Source organism: Hymenobacter rigui, from assembly GCF_003944715.1.
Classification (GTDB): Bacteria; Bacteroidota; Bacteroidia; order Cytophagales; family Hymenobacteraceae; genus Hymenobacter; species Hymenobacter rigui.
In genome coordinates, this window is sequence record NZ_RWIT01000001.1 from 934941 (window position 1) to 953836 (window position 18896).

Below are 18896 nucleotides of genomic sequence, written 5' to 3' on the forward strand. Positions count from 1 at the left end.
GTGTGAAGAATTTGTGAAGAGGCAACGGTTAGGCTACGGCCTGCATCTATTGCAGCATTCCGCCCGGCTGTGGCCTGGGCGGCGACCCTCCGAACCGGTACCACCCACCTCAATTATACCGCCCTGGCTACCGGGCAATTTCATCCCCTCTACCACCTTCTGCTTGTTGTACTTTTTCTCTCGTCGTCGCGCCGTGAACTGTTGTCGTGTGCTCCTGCTGCTGGTTGGTTGGCTTTGTGTAGCTGGCGTAGCGCAGGCCCAGACTGCCCCCGAAACGCCCGCCAATGCCGCCGTGCCCGCGGCCAAGCGCCAGCTCCAGGCCGTGCGGATTACTGAAGCCATTAAGCTGGATGGCGACCTGAACGAGGCCGTGTGGCAGCAGGCCCCGGTAGCCACCGATTTCATCCAGAACCGCCCCAATCCCGGCCCCCGCGAAAAGCACAAAACCGAGGTACGCATCCTCTATGATGACGCCAACCTGTACGTGGGTGCCCTCATGCACGACGTGAGCCAGGATTCCATCCTGCGGGAACTGTCGGGCCGCGACAACATGGGCAACACCGACTTCTTCGGGATTTTCCTGGATACCTACCACGATAAAATCAACGGCTACGGCTTCTTCGTGACCACCGGCGGCGTACAGGCCGATGCCCGCTACTCGCCGGCCGGGGGTGAGGATTTCAACTGGAACGCCGTGTGGGACTCGCGCACGGCCCTGCGCGGCACCGACTGGGTGTGCGAGATGCGCATTCCGTACTCGGCCATCCGCTTCAGCAAAGCCCCTGAGCAGCTGTGGGGCGTGAACTTCATGCGTCAGCGCAAAAAGGAAAACCAGGGCTTTTTCTGGAATGAGGTGAAGCCCGCCGTGGATGGCTTCGTGAACCAGTGGGGCGAGCTGCTGGGCATCAAGGACGTGCAGCCCCCGCTGCGCCTCTCGCTCACGCCCTACATTTCGGCCTACGCCAACCACTACCCCTACAACGTGCAGGGCACCCGCAATGCCAGCACCAGCTTCAACGGCGGGGCCGATGTGAAGTGGGGCATCAACGAGAGCTTCACGCTGGACGCCACACTGGTGCCCGACTTCGGGCAGGTGCAGAGCGACAACCAGGTGCTCAACCTCTCGCCGTTTGAGGTGCAGTACAACGAAAACCGCCAGTTCTTCACCGAAGGTACCGAGCTGTTCAACAAGGGCAACCTGTTCTACTCGCGGCGGGTGGGTGCGCAGCCCATTGGCTTCTACGACGTGAGCAGTCAGCTGCGGGCCGGCGAAATGGGCCCCGACGGTAAGCGGCGGCCGGGCGAGGCCGTGGTAAGCAACCCCGGCGTAACGCGCCTGCTCAACGCCACCAAAGTATCGGGCCGCACCAAGAACGGGCTGGGCGTGGGCGTGTTCAACGCCCTGAGCAACGACGTGTACGCCACCGTGCGCGACTCGGCCAGCGGCCGGGAGCGGGACATTCTCACCCAGCCCTTCAGCAACTACAACATTGTGGTGCTTGACCAGAGCCTGAAAAACAACTCGTACGTGTCGCTCATCAACACCAACGTCACGCGCTGGGGCAGCACCTACGATGCCAACGTAACGGGCGGCCTGTTCCGCTTCGCCGATAAGAAGAACGCCTACGCCATTGATGGCCGGGTGGTGTACTCGCGGCGGCGCGGTAATGTGTTCGGCTCCGACACGCTGCACATCGACGACCAGAACGGCTATAAGTACCAAATTGGCCTGAGCAAAATCAGCGGCAACCTTACCTGGAGCGTGGGGCAGGGCATTGAGTCGGACACCTACAACCCCAACGATTTGGGCATTCTGTTCGGTAACAACAACATCTCGCAGTACGCCAACATCAGCTACAACAAGTACCAGCCCTTCTGGAAGGTGAACAACTTCTACTCATGGATGGGGGTGAACCACTCGCTGCTCTACAAGCCCACGCGCTATCAGAACGCCAACCTGGCCGGCGGCTGGAACACCACCTTCACCAAGAGCTTCCTGACTACGGGCATGAACTTCGACGTGAACCCCGTAACCCACGACTACTTCGAGCCCCGGCAGTACCCGTTGGGCGACTACTACGTGCGGGTACCGGTGAATGCCAACGTGGGCGGCTTCATCTCCAGCGACTACCGCAAGAAGCTGGCCTGGGACCTGAACGCTGGCGTGCGGTGGTACGCCCAGGACGACCGGTTTCAGCGCCCTCGCCGCATGGGCTACGGTTTGGGCATTTCGCCGCGCTACCGCGTGAGCAATCAGCTCAACTTCCGTTATAGCTTTGATTGGAACCTGCGCCAGCACCAGGTGGGCTACGTGAACGGCGGCATTGATACCAGCCTGCCCGACGATGCCCGCTTCCGCGACGAACATCCCAACGACGTGCTGCTGGGCGTGCGGCGCGTGCTCACGGTGACCAACACGGTGTCGGGCGGCTACACGTTCAACAACCGCATGTCGCTGACGGTGCGGGTGCGCCACTACACCAGCACGGTGAACTACAGCGAATTTGCCCGCCTAAGCAAAAACGGCGAGGAAGCACCCGTGGATTACCGCCGCAACCGCGACAATACCTTCAACGCCTTCAACGTGGACGCGGTGTACTCGTGGTGGTTTGCGCCCGGCTCACAGGTGAGCATCGTGTGGAAAAACGCCAGCTCATCATTCTTGGAGGCCAACGAGGCCACGCCGCTATATTTTGATAACCTGAGCAACACCATCAACACGCCCCACAACAACAACGTGAGCGTGAAGGTGCTGTACTACCTGGATTACCTGATGCTGAAGCGCCGCTCGAAGGTGTAACAGTAAAAGCCTGGCTATTCAAACGGCCCGGTCGCCTGCACTGGCGGCCGGGCCGTTTGTATGAGAAGGTGTCGGGTTTATCGGGAATTGCCGGACTTCCATCGATTGAAATTGGCGACCAGCCGGAGGCAGAGCAACTTAGGGTAGAGAATCAGACAACAACCTAACCCGTACTGCCTTATGGAACGCAAGAATTTTCTGAAAAGCCTGTTTGTGGGCGCTGTTTCGGCTCCGGCAGTGCTAGCTGCCTGCAGCAAAGACGATGCGGATACTGCTACGCCCGCCACTACCGGGGGCACTACGGGCGGCACTACCGCCGGCAGCTGCACGGTGGCCCCCACCGAAACCGAAGGGCCCTTTCCCACCAAGGTGCCGTCGTCGTACGTGCGCTCCGACATCCGCGACGACCGCACGGGCTACAAGCTCACGGCTACTATCACCCTCATGAACAGCAACGCCAGCTGCGCCGCCCTGGCTGGTGCCCTGGTGGATATCTGGCACTGTGATAAGGACGGCAACTACTCGGAGTACGGCGGCTCGGGCATGCAGAGCACCAACTACCAGAGCGTACACTTCCTGCGGGGCCGCCAGACCACCAACGCCAGCGGACAGGTGCAGTTTACCACCATCTTCCCGGGCTGGTACTCGGGCCGGGCCACCCATATTCACGTGCACGTGTACTCGGCCACCGGTATCTCGCTCAAAGTCACCCAGATTGCCTTTCCGGAAGGTTCCGGTACGGCCGTGGCGGCGGTGGGTGGCTACAGCAAGGGCATGAGCGGCTACACCTACAACGCCCAAGACAACGTGTTCAGCGACGGGGTGGCGCAGGAACTGGCCACCGTCACCGGCAATACTACTGATGGTTTTCAGCTGAATATTTCTTTCGCCGTACCCGCCTAGCCTGGCCGGTATGAGTTCGTACAGGAGCTGTTTTACCTGGCCACTCGCCACGCCGCAAAACGCCTAAACATGCCTAACCATGGCCGAGCGCATTATCACTCTCTGTTACCGGAAAATCATCGACGCCACCTCCCCGCGGCCCTGGGATAAGCTGGTGTTTGAGGATACCTACGGGGAGTTGCGGCTGCAGGCTCAGGTATTCAACACCGATGGCCGATTCCGCACCTATGCCGAGCTGCTGCACCAGGTACCAGGGGCCGGGCAGCTGCCGTTTCTGGTCAGTGCTGTGGTGCGCGGCTATCTGCCCCAGCTAAATGGCCTAATACCGGATATAGTAGATAACCTGGGTCGGCATTTTCTGAAATTCAGCCGGTTTCAGTTCGAAATCATCAACTCCGACTTACGGGACCGGAGCCGTCATCAGGTAGCCATCAACTTCTACTCCGACGCTCTGTGCTGGCACGATACTATTGGCACGCTGCTGCTGGTGTCGGAGGCAGCGGCGGTGTCCGAAAGCGGGGAGTGGCTGACGCACCTGGTGCCGGTGCAGCCCTATTTGAGCGTGTATTCCATTCAACAACCTCCTGCCCCATGATGCTCCAAACGCCCGGTCGCATTTATCTGGCCGACCAGCATGGTACGCACTGCACACCGCATTCAAGCCGTTGCAGCGTGTTTTCCTTCGGGGCGTATCAGGATGCCCAGCGCCCCGCCCTGGGCCGCCTGCTGGCTTTCAACCAGGAAACGCTCGGCGGCGGGCAACAGCTTACCCTGGATGCCCCGCAGGATGTCGGCTGCCTGGTGCTGCCGCTCACCGGCGCAATACAGTGTGCGGTATCCGCCGAACCGGTGCAGGTGGAAGTAGAGCAGGTTTGGGTAAGCCGGCTAAGTGCTCAGCAGTCGGTAACCTTGCATAACCCGTTTCCTGAAGATGCCGTGCAGTTCCTGCACATCTGGCTGGAGCCCAACCAGACGGCGGCAACGCAGCTCGCACCGGTACTGGCGTACACTTTCGAGGAGCTGGAGCAGGGGCTGGCCAGGGTAATGGACTTTTCGGATGACTGGCCGTTTGCTCTGCTTCTGGGGCGGTTTCAGGGGCGACAGGAAACGGCACATCCGGTGCAGCAGCCCGGCAATCTGATTTTCGCTTACGCGCTGGCCGGCGCTTTTGAGATAGAGGGACGTCTGTTGCACCCAAACGATGGGCTGGCCCTGTGGCCCACGCAGGCCGCAGAAATAGAGGCCCTTAGTAACAACGCGCTGCTGCTGCTGCTGGAAGTGAAGGGTTAGGTAAGCCCGGCTGTACCGCCTATAGCCCCAGCAGCTCCTCGGCTGCCCCGAATGCCGACTTCGTGCCGTTCATCACCTGGCGGCGGAGTTCCGGCAGGCTGCCGGCTACCTCGGGGCGCGCGTAGAAGCGGGTTTCCAATGCTTCCCGAATGGTTTCGTGAAGCCAGTGCAGGTTTTGCTCCTGCCGCCGCTGCTGGAAATAGCCGTTGGCCTGGGCGTGCTGCACGTACTGCTCCACCACCTGCCACACTTCGGGCACGCCCGCTCCGGTCAGGGCCGAGGAGGTAGTGACCACCGGGCTCCATTGCGAAGCCGCCAGCGGAAACAGGTGCAGCGCATTCTGGTATTCGGCGCGGGCGCGGCGGGCAGCCTGCTCATTGCCCCCGTCGGCTTTGGTGATGGTCACGGCATCGGCCATTTCCATGATGCCTTTCTTGATGCCCTGCAGTTCGTCGCCGGCCCCAGCCAGCATCAGCAGTAGGAAGAAATCCACCATGCCGTGCACGGCCGTTTCGCTCTGACCCACGCCCACGGTTTCCACAAAAATGACGTCGTGGCCGGCCGCTTCGCACAGGGCCAGGGCTTCGCGGGTGCTGCGCGTAACGCCGCCCAGGCTGCGGCCGGCCGGGCTGGGCCGGATGAAGGCCTGCGGATGGGCGGCCAGCTCATTCATGCGGGTTTTGTCGCCGAGGATGCTGCCGCCGCTGCGCTGGCTGCTGGGGTCCACGGCCAATACCGCCAGCCGCTTGCCCTGTTCGCGCACCAGATGCCGGCCCAGGGCTTCAATAAACGTGCTTTTGCCCACGCCTGGCACCCCCGTAATGCCCAGCCGCACGGAGTGGCCGGCGTGCGGCAGCACCGCATCCAGCACCTGCCGGGCCAGGTCCTGGTCGGAGGGGAGGGTGCTTTCCACCAGCGTAATGGCCCGGCTGAGCATCACGCGGTTGCCGGCCAGCACGCCGTCGATGTACTCAGTAGGGGAAAAGCGTTTGGGCACGGGCAGAAATAAATGTGGCGTAAGCTTTAGCTTGCGCCGTACGCCACCGAAAACCTGTATTTTCAGCAGCTGGCAGCCGTCAATTACCAGCGCAAGCTAAAGCTTACGCCTCATTTTCGCTATGAACTTCCCCCGAATTGCCGCCGCGCTGGCCGCCTTCACGCTCAGCACCACGCCTCTGTACGCCCAGAATGAGCTGAGCAACTTCACGGCTACCGGCCGGGGCGGCGTGGCCACCACCTTCGCCTCCGATTATCAGGCCATTGGGATTAACCCGGCCAACCTGGGCCGGGTGGGCGGGGCCACCGTGGCATTTACCATTGGCGAAGTAGGGGCGGGGGCGGCCTCCCAGTCGCTCACGCGGCAGCAGCTGCGTCGGTTTATCATCGATGTAAATCAGCAGCTCACACCCGCCGAGAAGCAGGCGCTGGCTACCTCGTTCAACTCCAGCAACGCGCTTAACTTCAATGCCGATGCGACCAGCCTGGCTCTGGCTGTACAGTTGCCGGTTATCGGGGGTATTGCCATCAGCAACCGGGTGCGCACGGCCGGGCACGTGGGGCTGAATAAAAACGCCGCCGATATTCTGTTTCTGGGACGGGATGCGCCCATTTATACCGCCACGGCCGCCGGCAATGTGCCGCTGGTGACGGAGGCGCTGGCGGGTACCGAAATGCAGTTCTCGGTGCTGAATGAGTACAACATTGCCTGGGGCACGCGCCTGCTCGATTTGCCCTTGTTCCAGCTCTCGGCCGGGGCAGGCTACCGCTACATTCAGGGCATTGGCATTGTGGATGTGCGCGTGCAGCCCGGCGACCTGAAGGCGTACAGCTCCATGTCGCCGGTGTTTGACATCGACTACGGTAACCTCGTGGCTAACCCCAACTTCAACCTGCGCACCGGCAACGGCCTGAACCCGGTGGGCAAAGGCCACGGGTTCGATTTGGGGGTGGCGGCCGAGGTAGGCAAAACCCTGCGCCTGGGCCTGGCCGTTACCGACATCGGCCAGATGACCTGGACCGGCAACCTGCTCACGGCCAACGACCAAAAGCTGAAACGGCTGAAATCAAGCGGTGTAGGAAGCTATAACTTCATCAAGGAAGCCGCCGAAATATTCGCCTCCGGCTCCGACAGCCTGTTTCAGTACCAGACGGGCCAGGAGCGCCGCGCCGACCTGCCTACCAAGCTGCGGGCCGGGGCCGGCCTGCGCCTGAGCGAGTATTTTGAAGTGGGCCTGGATGTGACCATGCCGCTCAACGCAGTAGCCGGTAACATCCCCTCCACTTTCATAGGGGCTGGTATCGACTACAAGCCGGTGAAATGGCTGCGCCTGAGCAGCGGCCTCACGGGCGGGGCCGGCTACGGTTTCAGTGTGCCGCTGGGCTTCACACTGGTTACTTCCTTCTACGAAGCCGGCCTCAGCACCCGTGACGTGGCGGGACTGGTCACTTCCGAGCACCCGTACCTGTCGGCGGCCGGCGGGTTTCTGCGGTTCAAGCTCGGCGGGAAAAGCCAGTAGGCGGTGAAGTGGTGATTGAACGAGTTGTGAGTGGCGGAACCGTCATTGCGAGCAAAGCGAAGCAATCCGTCCTTTTCAGGGTGCTAAGCCCTAAACAAGCAGAAAGCCCCTGACGTCCGTGTTGGCGTCAGGGGCTTTTGAATAGGTCAGGGTTCAGCGCTGCGTCAAGGAAGGATTGCTTCGGCTCTGCCTCGCAATGACGGTTTTTCCTCACAATTTCACCCTTCACAATTTAACCTACTTCCCCGGCTCAGTGATGAAGTTGGGGAGGCCGAGCTTGCTGCGGCGGCCGCCTAGTTTCAGACCGTCGTCCACGTATTTGGCGGCGTCAGAGTTGGGGTTCTGGATGATGCCCAGGAACTGGTTGTCCTCACGGGCCACGTAGATATTGCCGTCGGGAGCGCGCTGCAGGGTGCCTACTTTGCGGTTAGCCGATTTGCCGATGACGGTGGCCTTGCCCGTTTTCAGATCGAACTGGTACACCTGGGCCTGGCCGCCGCCCTCGCCGTTGCTGGAGCCGTAGAGCTTCGAGCCATCCGGCGAAAATTCCACGCCGTAGGCTTCGGGGTAGGGGGCAAAGGCTTTTACATTCTTCACCTGGCCGGTGCTGCGGTCAAAGTCGAACACCTCATACTTGTTGGCCTCGCGCCACAAAGCCACGGCTAGCTTACGGCCATCGGGGGAGAATTTCATGGCGCCAATGGCGTTGCGGCCGGGGCCGGCGTGCATGCTGCCCACGTTGCTCATGATGGGCTTGCTCTGCACCCCGTCGGCGGTTACCAGGTAGCTCACGAAGGCGTTGGAGTTCCAGCGGTGGGCCACCACCCACACGTCGCGGCCGTTCTGGTGGCGCACGGCGGCCAGCTTCTCGGCCACGGGCGTAATGAGCAGCGCATTGGCCCGGGGTACGTCACCGAGGCCGTTTTCGCGGGTCATGTCTACCACTGAGTAGCGCAGGCCGTTGGAGCCACCCTGGGCCCCCACGGTAAACACGTAAAACACGTTGCCGGAGCCGGGGTCGGGCACGATGAGGGCGCTCTGGGTGCTGGAGTTGGAGCCCATCAGCTTGCGGCCGTTGGGCATTACCTGGTGCTGGCGGTTGAACACAAACTCGCCGTTGGTGTAGAACAGCAGCTGGCCCTGCTGGTTGGTGGCCACGGCCGAGCCCTCGTAGGTGGTCATTTTGCTGGTGAGCAGCGGAGTCGGCGCACTGCCATCGGCCGGAAACTGCAGCCCGGCCTGCTGCCCAAACAGCCAGATGGATTGCTCGCGCTGGGCCAGAACCGCGCCCGGCAGCAGCAACGCCAGCAGCAGCGGCAGGAAAGAAAGTCGTTTCATACAGAGCAGAAAGTGTGTGGAGGCGTAGATATGCAATTTCGTGCCAGAGTTTTACCAGCCGATAATCGGAATAAGATGGTACTGTAGCCGTCAACTACGATGACCAAGACGACCGGCTCTAGACGGCAAATTCGCCGGCCAGCAGCCGCGGAATCAGGGGTTGGATGATGCGGTAACTGGCCCCCCACAGCTGGTAGCCGCCCTCCAGCCGGTAGAAGGGTACCCGGCGCGGACCCGGCCAGCCGGCCAGTTCCCAGATTTCTTCCGTATGGTTGGCCGCGTCGGCCAGGTAGCGCAGCGGAATTTCCAGCACCTCATTAATTTCGGAAGTTTGCCACTGCCAGGTTTCCGGCCGGCGGATACGGCCCAGAAACGGACTGATACGGAATCCGGAAGGTACCGGTACCGTGGGCAGGGCCGCCAGAACCTCCACGCTGGCCGGGGGCAGGTACACCTCTTCGAATGCTTCACGCAGGGCCGTAGCCTGCAGATTTTCGTCCTGGGGCTCGTGCTTGCCCCCGGGAAATGCCAGTTGCCCGCCGTGTACGCCAAAGGCCGCCCGGCGCACCATTACTACCTGCAGCTCATCGGCCGCATCACGGAAAACGGGGACCAGTACGGCAGAGGCCCGCAGGTGTGCGGGAATCGGGAAATCATGAATGGAAAGCTCGGACATGGTGCAAAGTACGCAGTGCTTTGGCCGTGCGTTCCGGCAGCTCAGCGCACGGCGTATACTCCGTCGGCCGTAACGGTTATGCTGGGTAGCTCATGCGTGGCTTCAAAAGCCTCATACCCAACGGCCAGTTGCTGCCAAAACCCCAGATGAGGGCTGGCCATACGCCGAGCCAGGTTATCAGCCGTCAGCTCAAACGGGAAAATATGAACCGGAATACTGGCCTGGCCGGCACTGCGCGCCTCTACGGCCAGCACGTACAGCTCCCGGATTCCCTCATCCGTGATGGGCAGGCAGCCGATGGTTTCGTTGGAGCCATGGATGAAAATGTCGTTGCCGGGGTCCCGGAAACCGGCCCGAAACTGGTCGGCGGCGTTGGGATAGTCGAGGCCCAGGGAGAGGTGGTATTTGCTGTCGGGATTGAAGCGGTTGATGGTGTAAAACCCTTCCGGAATCTGTCCGTCGCCGGCCTGCCGCTTGGGGCCCAGCGTGCCCGAGGTGCCCGCCAGCCGGAACGTGCGCAACAGTACAAACTGCCCTTCGCCTGCATTCCGGCCCCAGGCCTCCACCCGGCGGCCTACTTTGAACGCCCGCAGAAACAGCTCCAGCCTGCCGGGGGCCAAACCATTGCGGCGCAGCAGCGTCGCGGTAGCCGTTTCGTAGGCAGAGTAGGCGGCCCGCACGCGCGGAAACTGCAGCTGGTTGGTCCGGAAGACCGGGTCGGGTTCGGGGGTGCGCACCGAGGAGCGCGCGGCCAACGCCGCCAGCAACGCCGCGGCCAGCAATAGAAGCAAACGCATATGTAGGGGGGAGATATAGTGGCCAGCGCAGCGGCCTGGCCTCAAAACGGCAGCAGGTACCGGTTTCGTATAGCGCTGAATAGATATTCAAGAAAGATAATTATCCTTCAGCACCGTTTTGCGTACCGCCCTTATGTCTGCCGCCGTCCCTCCCGTTTCTTACCAGCCCGACCCCCTGGGTCCTGATTTTGAACAGCTGAATCTGATGCAGCCGCCCGATTATGAGGGGCCAGTACGGGCGGTACTGGTACGTTGCCGCCGCGTTCTGCCCACTCCCGCAGCGGGCCGGGCCGTGCTGTACGTGCACGGCTTCAACGACTACTTTTTCCAGCGTGAAATGGCCCTGGAGTACACGGCGCACGGCTACCAGTTCTACGCCCTCGATTTGCGCAAGTACGGCCGGGCCCTGCTGCCCCATCAGCAGCCCAACACGGTGCGTAACCTGCAGGAATATTTTCCCGACCTGGATGCAGCCCTGGCCCAGATCCAGGCGGAAGGCTACACCGAGGTGCTGTTGAGCGGCCATTCTACCGGTGGCCTTATTACGGCGCTGTATGTAGCCCAGCGGCAGCCTTCGCAGGTGAAGGCGCTGGTGCTGAATAGTCCGTTTCTGGAGCTGCATCAGTCGTGGCTGCGGCGGCACGTGGCGGTACCGGTGGCCGTAGCCCTGGGTGCCTACTGGCCCACCATGTCCCTGCCCGCCGGCCTGCCCGATACCTACGGCCAGAGCCTGCACCGGGCCTACCGGGGCCAGTGGGAGTATGAGCTGGCCTGGAAGCCCAACCACGTATTCCCGGTAAATGCCGGCTGGCTGCGGGCCATCCGGCAGGGCCAGGCCCAGGTGCGGCGGGGCCTGCAGCTGCCCCTGCCGGTGCTGGTGCTGCACTCCGACCACACCGCCTCCGGCCGCCGCTGGCACGAGGACTTTCAGCGGGCCGATATTGTGCTGAATGTGGCGCACATCCGGCAGTTGGCTCCGCGCCTCGGCCCACATGTAACCGTGCAGGCCGTGCCAGGGGCAGTACATGATGTGTTCCTGTCGGCTCCGGCCGTGCGGGCGGAGGCCTACCGCCAGTTGTTTGAGTGGCTGGCGGTAGAACTGGCTGCAGCCCCAGCTGTTACCACCGCCCTATGAAAACCTGCCGATTGCTTCCGCTCCTGCTGATGGGGCTGAGCGCACTGGCGGCCCAGGCCCAGGTACCGGCTAATGCCTCTTTGGCGGCTACCGTCAGCGCTGCCAGGTGGCAGTGGCGCATCCTGTTGCTGTGCGCTCCGGAACCGGACAATGCCGCCTTGCTTCGGCAGCGCCGCCTGCTGGCCCCCGTGCAGCCCCAGCTCACTGCCCGCGACCTGCTGGTACGCGAGGTGGTGTACGACCAGCTGTCGGCCGCCGATTTGCGCTATCTGCGGGAGCGGCTGGGTGTGAAAACGAGTGGATTCGTTGTGCTGCTGCTGGGAAAGGATGGGGGCGTAAAGCGCCGGGAAACAACTCCGTTGCTTCCGGCGCAGCTCTTTTCAACCATTGATGCCATGCCCATGCGCCAGCAGGAAATGCGCCGCAGCAACTAAGTGGGCCCCGGCTGAGGTATAGGACGTATTTTCGGGCCGTGGTAACCGCTCCGGAGTATGATGTACTGATTGTAGGTGCCGGGCCGGCTGGCTCGGCCTGCGCGCTGGCGCTGGCGGGCAGCGGCCTGCGGGTGGGGCTGCTGGATAAGGCCTGCTTCCCCCGCGACAAAGTGTGCGGCGACGCCATTCCGGGCCCAACCCTGAAAGCCCTGGCCCGCCTCAATCCGCTTTATGCCGAGGAGCTGCGCCAGCTTACCCGGCCCCACCGCACCGATGTCTGCATCAGTCGCCTGGTGTCGCCGCAGGGGCAGCAGATGCGCGTAAGCTGGCAGGCACCAGCGTTCAACAGTCCCCGGCTGCACTTCGATGAGGCCCTGCTCACGCTGGTGCGCCGCCACACGGCCGCCGAAATCAGGGAAAACAGCCCGGTGAAAAAAGTGGTGGCAACCGCAACGGGTGTAGTCGTAACCCTTGCAGATGGCCGCGTTTTATCGGCCCGGCTGGTGATTGGGTGCGACGGGGCCAACTCCGTAGTCGGCCGCTGCCTGGTACCGCACCCGCTCAACCGGCAGCGGCACTGCGCGGCGGTGCGGGCGTATTACCAAGGCGTAACCGATGCCCCCGAAACCACCAGCGACTTTCTGTTTCTGCGGCGCTACCGGGCGGGGTACTGCTGGGTGTTTCCGGTGGGAAGTGGGCTCTATAACGTCGGGTTCGGGATGCTGTCGGAGGATATTGCCCGCGGGAAAGTGGATCTGAAACTGGTACTAAGCGAGCTGCTGAACACTCATCCTGACCTGGCCACGCGCTTCCGGCACGCCCGGCAGTTGGGGCCGGTGCAGGGCTTCGGGCTGCCGCTGGGCGGCTCCCGTCGGCCGCTTACCGGCCCGCGGGCCCTGCTCTGCGGGGATGCCGCCGCCCTCATCGACCCGTTGCAGGGCCACGGCATTGATAAGGCGGTTATCAGCGGTATTCTGGCGGCTGAGCACGCCCGGCGCTGCTGTCAGGCAGAGGATTTCAGCCCGGCTTCGTTGAGAAAGTATGCCGTAGCCGTGGACCAGCGCTTCGGGTCTGAGCTACGGTTTCGTTACGGGCTCATGCGGTGGCTGGCCCGCGCTCCGTGGGTGGTGGAGGCGGCTTTTCGGCTGAGTCGGTGGCCCTGGCTACAACGGCGGCTGGTGCGGGCGGTAGGGTAGGGGCTGCGCGGCAGCTTGGAGGTAGATTACTGCAGGTCCGCCGGTTTTTCCGTTGGTTGAGCCACCGCTATTTTATCTGTCGAGCTATCCATTTCGGGTGGGCTGCGTACTGCCCAGACCGGCCATTCGGCTGATTCCGTTTCTGTCACTCTTCTCTATTCATGGATTCTACTGCTTCCCGTCCCGAAGACCAGTTGTTCAATGCCGCCCGGCAGGGCGATGTAGCTATGCTGCAACAGCTGCTGCACGCCGGCCTCAACGTAAATGCCCAGGATGCCCGTGGCTTCACGCCGTTGGTGCTGGCCGCCTACGAAAACCACCTGGAGGCCGCCCGTCTGCTGCTGAAAGCCGGAGCCAACCCCAACCTGCGCGACGCCGCCGGCAACACGGCCCTGATGGGCGTGGCCTTCAAAGGCTACCCCGAAATGGCCCAGCTGCTCATCGACAACGGAGCCGACCTGAACGCCCGGAACGGCACCGGAGGCACGGCCCTCATGTTTGCCACGATGTTCAGCCGCCACCACCTCATCACGCTGTTCCTGAACGCCGGGGCCAACGCCGCCCTGCGCGACGCCGAGGGCCGCTCCGCCCGCGACGTGGCCGCGCAGCAAAACAACGAAGCCGCCCTGGCCCTGCTCCCGCAGGCCTAGTCGGCCACCTAGTAGACTGAGTAGGTACCGAAGTGGTTTGCTGCTACCCAGAACGTCATGCAGAGCGCAGCGAAGCATGACATTCTGGGTAGCACAATTACCTGCCGAACTAAATTACAACTCACCCAGCGTCAGCGTTTCGCCGGGTTGCAGCGGGTGCACTGTTACGGCCGCCTCGGCGGCTAAGTGCTGCCGCAGCTGCTCAGGCGTGCCCACTAACGACGGGAACGTGCCGTAGTGAAACGGCACCACGTGGCGCACGCCCAGCAGCCGGGCGGCGTGGGCGGCCTCCAACGGCCCCATTGTGTACCGGTCGCCGATGGGCAATAGGGCCACGGTGGGCTGGTACAGCTCAGCCAGCAGGCGCATATCCCCGAACAAAGCCGTGTCGCCGGCAGCGTAGAGCACGGTACCATCAGAGAAGCGCAGGATAAACCCTACGCCCTCGTGCTGGTGGCTGGTGGTACCGTCGGGGCGGTCTACGTGGGCGGCGTGGTGGGCTACGGTCATGGTCAGGCGCACATTCAGTAGGTCAATGCTGCCGCCCACGTTCATGGCCTCGCACTGGGCGGCCGGCACGCCCTGTTCCTGCAGGTAAAACCGCACGGGCGCGGGGGCCGCTACTTTGGCTCCGGTACGGGCCAGCAGGGCCGGCAGGTCGGCATCCATATGGTCGTCGTGGCCGTGGGTGAGCAGAATGAGGTCGGCGCGCTCGGGGTGGCACAACTCTGCCGGTACGTAAGGGTTGTTGCTGAGCCAGGGGTCTAGCAGGATGACGCGGCCCTCGGGCGTGGTAATGCGGAAGCTGGCGTGGCCGAGTAGCTGGAGCTGCGTGGAGGCAGAGGTCATAAGCGGATAAAACGGGAATAGAGGGCAGAAGCAGCAAAGTAACGCCGCAGGCCGGATTAGCGGCCGGGGGCGTGGGCGAAGAAATGCGGCGGTTGGTCGGTTTTTCTGCGGGCTTGCTGGATTCCGGCCCAACGCGGCCCATCTGCGGCACTGGGTTTGAATGAAGGCAGATCAGAACGCACGGTTCTGACACACACTTTCCTTCGACTTTCACCTTTAGTTCAAGTACCCATGAAAAAGCAATTGTTGAGCCTCGCCCTGCTTCTCGGTCTGATTGCCTCCGCTTCCGAAGCCTCCTTTGCCGCCCCCGCCGTTTTCGGGCAGGAGCAGCGCCAGGATGACCACCGTGACAAAGACGGCCGCCAGGGCCGCAAGGGTCCGCGCCAGGACGGCCAGCGCCGCCAGCAGCGCCTCGATGCCATGGCCAAGGAGCTGGACCTGAGCAGCAAGCAGAAATCCAAAGTGGAGAAAATCTTCCAGGAGCAGCAGCAGCAGATGCAGGCCCTGCGCGGCCAGTCGGGCCAGGACCGGAGCCAGCGCCATGCCCAGGCCCAGAGCATCCGGCAAAGCACCGATAAGAAGCTGAAAGACGTGCTGTCGAAGAAGCAGTACGCCCAGTTTGAAGCCAAACGCCAGGAGCGGATGCGCCAGATGCAAAGCCGCCAGGGCGACCAGCGGCGCGGCGGTTCCGGACGCCGCGACGTCAACGGCCGGAGCTAGGCTGCTTGCCCGTTCCTGACTAAGCAGACCGTCATTCCGAGCGTAGCCGAGGAATCTCGCGTGCTGATGTTGTAAATGTAATCCTGCCATCAGCACGCGAGATTCCTCGACTTCGCTCGGAATGACGGCTTTGTTTTACCATCCGTAAGCCATCTGCCTCCAATATTTCCCGTATCAATCCGACTACCTGAACACCCGCCTCGCAGGCGGGCATTTATAGCTTGAATTGATGCGCAGATTTCTGAAAGTAACCGGCCGCCTGGCCCTGGTGCTGCTGGCCGTATTGGTGGTAGCCGGCGTGGCCTTTGCCAACCTCAGCCCCGAGCTGGGCGGCAAGCCTACCAAAGCCCAGAAAGTCGCCTACGCCCGCACCGGCCGTTACGTTGATGGTGAATTCCGCAACCTGGAGCCCACGGAGGTGATGACGGGCGGCAGCACGTTTTCGGTGCTGTGGCGCTTCCTGTTCGCCAAAGTGCCTAACGCGGCCCCGGCGGCCCCGCTCCCCACCCAACCCCTCGATTCTGCTACCATTACCCACAAAACGCCGGAGTTGGTGCGCGTCACGTGGTTCGGGCATTCGGCTAGTCTGGTGGAAATTGGGGGTAAAAACGTGCTGCTCGACCCCATGCTGAGCGTGCAGATGGGCCCGCTGCCCTGGGTGACGCCCAAGCGGTATAACCCCAGCCTCGCCATTACAGCCGAGCAGCTCCCGGCCATCGACGCCGTGCTCATCTCCCACGACCACTACGACCACCTCGACTACCAGACCATCCGCCGGCTCAAAGACATGACGGTCCGTTTCCTAGTGCCGCTGGGCGTGGGGGCGCACCTGCTGGCCTGGGGCGTGGACCCCGCCAAAGTGCAGGAGCTGGATTGGCAGGATTCGGTGCAGCTGCCGGGCCTTACCATCATCAGCACGCCGGCCCGGCACTTTTCGGGCCGGGGCCTCACCAACCGCAACTCTACTTCCTGGAGTTCCTGGGTGCTGAAAACGCCCACCCACCGCGTGTTCTACAGCGGCGACGGAGGCTACGGCCAGCACTTCCGCGCTATCGGCCGGCAACACGGCCCCTTTGATGTGGCCCTGCTGGAATGCGGGCAGTACGACGCCAACTGGGCCCAGATTCACATGATGCCCGAGCAAAGCGTGCAGGCCGCCCTCGACGTGCGGGCCCGCGCCATGCTGCCGGTGCACTGGGGCGCTTTCACGGAAGCCCACCATACCTGGAACGAACCCGTGCGCCGCGCCACGGCCGCCGCGGCCCTGCACCAGCTACCCATCACCACCCCCGAGCTGGGCCAGCCTGTCACCCTCGGCCAGCCCCTGCCGCAGCGGCGGTGGTGGGAGTAGCGGGGCTGGAATTAAGCTAGAGCTAAAGCTAGTTCCCCTCCTTGGAAAGGAGGGGCTAGGGGTGGTTGACAATCGTTGAACGGTTTTTAGAAGTAGCTCTAGTTTTAAACGCCGTTCTAACGCAAGATCAACCACCCCTAGCCCCTCCTTTTCAAGGAGGGGAACTAGCTTTTAGTTCTAAAGAAAAACCGGCCCGCTGCTGCAGCGGGCCGGTTTTCGTTTCAGGCAATGCTGGCTATGTCCAGCGTTTCCAGCTCGGCGGCGGAGCCGGGCAGCTGGGTGCGGTGCAGCAGTTCCGCCAGCGGCGGCGGTAGCTCGGCCAGGGTGAGGGGCTGCAGGGGCCGGGCTACCGCGTAGTAGCGGGTATCGGCGCGCTCATGCAGGCGGGTTTTGGCAAAGGAGAACAGCCCGCGCCGGGCGTAGCGAGCGGCACCCGGGTAGGCACCATCCTGGGCCAAAGCCGGCGCGGCCGCCACCGCCGAATCGGTTTCCGGCCGCGTCAGGAAATACTGGTGCAGCTCCAGCAGCGCCACCTCATCCGCCGCCACCGATTCCGGCAGCACCCCGCCCCCGGATGCTACGTGCACAATGTGCCCGGCCGCATCGGTGGCGAAGTAATCAATGTCGGCGTCCTCCTGGTCGATGTCGTGAATGCGCATTGATCTTTCGTCTAAAAACTTGTCGTGTTATTGTGGATAATGGCTTCAGCAAATTTGCTGTAAATCAGGCCATACACTTTGCAGCATATCAAAGCATCTTCAAGCGCATTATGATTGGAAGATCTTGATATATTAAAATACTCAGCGCAATCAGATAATGATTTAATATTTTTATCAATTATTCCTAACGATTTAGATAACTTGGCTACTGACTGCACATCCAAATGTCGATAATGTATCTTATTAAAATTTTCTGACATTCCATTCTCGTGACACATTTTTTTGAAAAATGATACATCAAAATTAGCATTCCATGCACCAAAGCAATAATTATATCCAAATTCTTCGAAGAAAAAAGACAGAACCTGTTGCTGGGTAGGGCTGTCTTTTAGAGACTCATACTTAATTCCATGAATTTTAACTGCTTCTTTATTGAAACTATTTATATTTTCAAGCATAATGCGTGATTGTAATTTTTTTTCAATCACACCATGTTTGTCAACTAACACCGCCCCAAACTCAATTGGTTGGTCGGTTAATACATCAACTCCTGTGGTTTCAAAATCTATGAAGCAAACGGGAGTGTCGAGTTGAAGATCAATGCTAGAATTCATACTCTTCAAAGAAATTAGCATCACTCGTTACGCTTTCAAGCTCCATGATGCACTTATTGAATACTCCATCATCGTCACCAGTGCTTTTAAACAAAAATGCGAAAGGTTTTACTGCCTTAATGTGAAAAATTTTTGATGGGCACAATAAAATATGATCATCGAACCTGTAAAATGAATAGAATACAGGGTGTCTTTTTAATAAAATAAGTTTTACCTTAGCTTTTAATAATTTCTGCCGTCTCAATTCTTTGAACTGATTTATCAGCATATCTTTTGTATCTTTAATCTTCTGCCTTGTATTTCCTCTTGGACCTCCACTTGTCCAATGTTGTTCTAGCGCCTCGATGAAAATATTATCTTCATGATATATGTATATATTTATTTGATTTCCTTTTTGTTTTGCTAATTTGATTAATGTATCATTGTATGTGTTGAATAGAGTTTGTCCGTAGGTTAAATACATATCAATTTTATTTGATTTTGATAAATATTTTCTAAAATCAAAATCACTGAAACTGGAATAGTAACTTACTAATCCAGCGCTAACTACTTCTTTTGATATATTAAAATGGTGAAGCATATTATTATACACTTCCTGTCTTGTAAATATCTCAAAATACAAGCCAACCAAAACGCCGGTTAATATTGCAACTGAAATATTTGATATTATATTTATATATGGTATTAAACTGCTAATAGGGTTTTTAAATTTATAAAACTCTGAAGCAAGTATAATAAGCAACATTAATAATAATATTACAAATTGTTTGGATGTAAAAAATTTTGCCGACATATGATCTATGAATACTGGGTGAGAAATTTACTTATATAGAATTTGTCTTATAGCGGATTCATGAACGGTGTAGCTGCCGTCGCCTAGCGTACGTAAGCAGGTATATGCAAGCGTATTCGATGGATTTGCGCCAGCGCGTGGCGCAGGCGCTGACTGAGCCCGGAGCCCGGCAGGC

At 60.2% G+C, this 18896-nt stretch carries 19 protein-coding genes; 11 read left to right on the forward strand and 8 right to left on the reverse strand.

Annotation, left to right across the window (positions count from 1 at the left end; translation table 11 throughout):
- Window positions 1-193: 193 nt before the first annotated feature.
- From EI291_RS03940 to EI291_RS03955, 4 genes are all read left to right on the forward strand, one after another.
- Window positions 194-2800 carry a DUF5916 domain-containing protein gene (locus EI291_RS03940; RefSeq protein WP_170172487.1) on the forward strand — a complete coding sequence of 869 codons (2607 nt, stop codon included), beginning with the start codon at window positions 194-196 and terminating at the stop codon, window positions 2798-2800.
- A gap of 180 nt (window positions 2801-2980) precedes the next feature.
- Window positions 2981-3703, forward strand: a complete 723-nt coding sequence (locus tag EI291_RS03945) for a dioxygenase family protein (protein WP_125418169.1) — start codon at window positions 2981-2983, stop codon at window positions 3701-3703.
- A 79-nt stretch (window positions 3704-3782) separates the two neighbouring features.
- Window positions 3783-4298, forward strand: coding sequence for a hypothetical protein (locus tag EI291_RS03950; protein ID WP_125418171.1), 516 nt, complete (start codon window positions 3783-3785; stop codon window positions 4296-4298).
- Window positions 4295-4993, forward strand: coding sequence for a pirin family protein (locus EI291_RS03955; protein ID WP_125418173.1), 699 nt, complete (start codon window positions 4295-4297; stop codon window positions 4991-4993). Before EI291_RS03950 ends, EI291_RS03955 begins: the two co-directional genes overlap by 4 nt.
- Window positions 4994-5012: 19 nt before the next feature.
- On the opposite strand, the gene meaB is transcribed toward EI291_RS03955, so the two are convergent.
- The gene (gene meaB / locus EI291_RS03960; RefSeq protein ID WP_125418175.1) at window positions 5013-5990 is read right to left on the reverse strand and encodes a methylmalonyl Co-A mutase-associated GTPase MeaB; all 978 of its coding nucleotides are present in this window, start codon (window positions 5988-5990) and stop codon (window positions 5013-5015) included.
- A 121-nt stretch (window positions 5991-6111) separates the two neighbouring features.
- Between meaB and EI291_RS03965 the strand changes: the two genes are divergently transcribed.
- Window positions 6112-7509: a DUF5723 family protein gene (locus EI291_RS03965; RefSeq protein ID WP_125418177.1), complete on the forward strand. Its 1398-nt coding sequence runs from the start codon at window positions 6112-6114 to the stop codon at window positions 7507-7509.
- 237 nt (window positions 7510-7746) lie between these two features.
- Here the strand turns inward: EI291_RS03965 and EI291_RS03970 are convergent, their stop codons facing one another.
- The 3 genes from EI291_RS03970 to EI291_RS03980 form a co-directional block, all read right to left on the reverse strand.
- Entirely contained in the window at window positions 7747-8847 is a 1101-nt protein-coding gene (locus tag EI291_RS03970) for a TolB family protein (protein WP_125418179.1), read from the reverse strand.
- 118 nt (window positions 8848-8965) lie between these two features.
- Window positions 8966-9523 carry an NUDIX hydrolase gene (locus EI291_RS03975; RefSeq protein ID WP_125418181.1) on the reverse strand — a complete coding sequence of 186 codons (558 nt, stop codon included), beginning with the start codon at window positions 9521-9523 and terminating at the stop codon, window positions 8966-8968.
- Window positions 9524-9564: 41 nt separating this feature from the next.
- Entirely contained in the window at window positions 9565-10320 is a 756-nt protein-coding gene (locus EI291_RS03980; RefSeq protein ID WP_125418183.1) for a L,D-transpeptidase family protein, read from the reverse strand.
- A 133-nt stretch (window positions 10321-10453) separates the two neighbouring features.
- Between EI291_RS03980 and EI291_RS03985 the strand changes: the two genes are divergently transcribed.
- From EI291_RS03985 to EI291_RS04000, 4 genes are all read left to right on the forward strand, one after another.
- The gene (locus EI291_RS03985) at window positions 10454-11455 is read left to right on the forward strand and encodes an alpha/beta hydrolase (RefSeq protein WP_125418185.1); all 1002 of its coding nucleotides are present in this window, start codon (window positions 10454-10456) and stop codon (window positions 11453-11455) included.
- On the forward strand, window positions 11452-11889 hold the full coding sequence (locus tag EI291_RS03990) for a DUF4174 domain-containing protein (protein ID WP_125418187.1): 438 nt from the start codon (window positions 11452-11454) through the stop codon (window positions 11887-11889). Before EI291_RS03985 ends, EI291_RS03990 begins: the two co-directional genes overlap by 4 nt.
- 38 nt (window positions 11890-11927) lie before the next feature.
- Window positions 11928-13085: an NAD(P)/FAD-dependent oxidoreductase gene (locus EI291_RS03995; protein ID WP_170172488.1), complete on the forward strand. Its 1158-nt coding sequence runs from the start codon at window positions 11928-11930 to the stop codon at window positions 13083-13085.
- A gap of 161 nt (window positions 13086-13246) precedes the next feature.
- Complete coding sequence (locus EI291_RS04000; RefSeq protein WP_125418191.1) at window positions 13247-13735, forward strand: ankyrin repeat domain-containing protein; 489 nt, start codon at window positions 13247-13249, stop codon at window positions 13733-13735.
- Between the two features lie 114 nt (window positions 13736-13849).
- Here the strand turns inward: EI291_RS04000 and EI291_RS04005 are convergent, their stop codons facing one another.
- On the reverse strand, window positions 13850-14584 hold the full coding sequence (locus EI291_RS04005) for a metal-dependent hydrolase (RefSeq protein ID WP_125418193.1): 735 nt from the start codon (window positions 14582-14584) through the stop codon (window positions 13850-13852).
- 231 nt (window positions 14585-14815) lie between these two features.
- Here EI291_RS04005 and EI291_RS04010 point away from each other — a divergent pair, with 231 nt between their 5' ends.
- Window positions 14816-15304 (forward strand): hypothetical protein, encoded by a 489-nt coding sequence (locus tag EI291_RS04010; protein ID WP_125418195.1) that lies wholly within the window; start codon window positions 14816-14818, stop codon window positions 15302-15304.
- A gap of 229 nt (window positions 15305-15533) precedes the next feature.
- Complete coding sequence (locus tag EI291_RS04015) at window positions 15534-16655, forward strand: MBL fold metallo-hydrolase (RefSeq protein WP_125418197.1); 1122 nt, start codon at window positions 15534-15536, stop codon at window positions 16653-16655.
- Window positions 16656-16876: 221 nt separating this feature from the next.
- On the opposite strand, the gene EI291_RS04020 is transcribed toward EI291_RS04015, so the two are convergent.
- Genes EI291_RS04020 through EI291_RS04030 form a run of 3 tightly spaced genes read right to left on the reverse strand, consistent with a single transcriptional unit; the run spans window position 16877 to window position 18721 of the window.
- Window positions 16877-17314, reverse strand: coding sequence for a hypothetical protein (locus EI291_RS04020; protein WP_125418199.1), 438 nt, complete (start codon window positions 17312-17314; stop codon window positions 16877-16879).
- Between the two features lie 11 nt (window positions 17315-17325).
- Window positions 17326-17928, reverse strand: a complete 603-nt coding sequence (locus tag EI291_RS04025; RefSeq protein ID WP_170172489.1) for a 3'-5' exonuclease — start codon at window positions 17926-17928, stop codon at window positions 17326-17328.
- Window positions 17918-18721, reverse strand: coding sequence for a hypothetical protein (locus tag EI291_RS04030; RefSeq protein ID WP_125418203.1), 804 nt, complete (start codon window positions 18719-18721; stop codon window positions 17918-17920). Before EI291_RS04030 ends, EI291_RS04025 begins: the two co-directional genes overlap by 11 nt.
- Window positions 18722-18896: the final 175 nt, after the last annotated feature.

Bases quoted from the DNA above. Each gene is read 5' to 3' on its own strand.
- EI291_RS03945 (WP_125418169.1), top strand. From the start codon at position 2,981: ATGGAACGCAAGAATTTTCTGAAAAGCCTGTTTGTGGGCGCTGTTTCG.
- EI291_RS03950 (WP_125418171.1), top strand. From the start codon at position 3,783: ATGGCCGAGCGCATTATCACTCTCTGTTACCGGAAAATCATCGACGCC.
- EI291_RS03955 (WP_125418173.1), top strand. From the start codon at position 4,295: ATGATGCTCCAAACGCCCGGTCGCATTTATCTGGCCGACCAGCATGGT.
- EI291_RS03965 (WP_125418177.1), top strand. From the start codon at position 6,112: ATGAACTTCCCCCGAATTGCCGCCGCGCTGGCCGCCTTCACGCTCAGC.
- EI291_RS03970 (WP_125418179.1), bottom strand. From the start codon at position 8,847: ATGAAACGACTTTCTTTCCTGCCGCTGCTGCTGGCGTTGCTGCTGCCG.
- EI291_RS03975 (WP_125418181.1), bottom strand. From the start codon at position 9,523: ATGTCCGAGCTTTCCATTCATGATTTCCCGATTCCCGCACACCTGCGG.
- EI291_RS03980 (WP_125418183.1), bottom strand. From the start codon at position 10,320: ATGCGTTTGCTTCTATTGCTGGCCGCGGCGTTGCTGGCGGCGTTGGCC.
- EI291_RS03985 (WP_125418185.1), top strand. From the start codon at position 10,454: ATGTCTGCCGCCGTCCCTCCCGTTTCTTACCAGCCCGACCCCCTGGGT.
- EI291_RS03990 (WP_125418187.1), top strand. From the start codon at position 11,452: ATGAAAACCTGCCGATTGCTTCCGCTCCTGCTGATGGGGCTGAGCGCA.
- EI291_RS04000 (WP_125418191.1), top strand. From the start codon at position 13,247: ATGGATTCTACTGCTTCCCGTCCCGAAGACCAGTTGTTCAATGCCGCC.
- EI291_RS04005 (WP_125418193.1), bottom strand. From the start codon at position 14,584: ATGACCTCTGCCTCCACGCAGCTCCAGCTACTCGGCCACGCCAGCTTC.
- EI291_RS04010 (WP_125418195.1), top strand. From the start codon at position 14,816: ATGAAAAAGCAATTGTTGAGCCTCGCCCTGCTTCTCGGTCTGATTGCC.
- EI291_RS04015 (WP_125418197.1), top strand. From the start codon at position 15,534: ATGCGCAGATTTCTGAAAGTAACCGGCCGCCTGGCCCTGGTGCTGCTG.
- EI291_RS04020 (WP_125418199.1), bottom strand. From the start codon at position 17,314: ATGCGCATTCACGACATCGACCAGGAGGACGCCGACATTGATTACTTC.
- EI291_RS04025 (WP_170172489.1), bottom strand. From the start codon at position 17,928: ATGAATTCTAGCATTGATCTTCAACTCGACACTCCCGTTTGCTTCATA.
- EI291_RS04030 (WP_125418203.1), bottom strand. From the start codon at position 18,721: ATGTCGGCAAAATTTTTTACATCCAAACAATTTGTAATATTATTATTA.